1 pseudogene is annotated in these 247 nt (G+C 54.7%); it reads left to right on the forward strand.

The features are described 5' to 3' along the window. Positions 1-247, forward strand: a pseudogene (locus AF337_RS38715) (tyrosine--tRNA ligase); the annotation flags it as partial.

The raw sequence follows: 247 nt of genomic DNA on the forward strand, positions 1-247 counted from the left end.
CAACAATGCCGACTGGTTGGGCGGGCTCAACTATCTCGATTTCCTGCGCGATATCGGGCCGCATTTTTCAGTCAACCGGATGCTTACATCGGAGAGTGTGCGCCAACGGTTGGAACGGGAGCAATCGCTGACATTACTGGAATTCAACTACATGGTCATGCAGGCCTACGACTTTCATGTCCTCGCAGAAAGCCGCGGCTGCCTGCTTCAACTTGGTGGCTCCGACCAGTGGGGCAATATCGTCAAC

The organism is Rhizobium ecuadorense (genome assembly GCF_001187535.1).
GTDB lineage: Bacteria > Pseudomonadota > Alphaproteobacteria > Rhizobiales > Rhizobiaceae > Rhizobium > Rhizobium ecuadorense.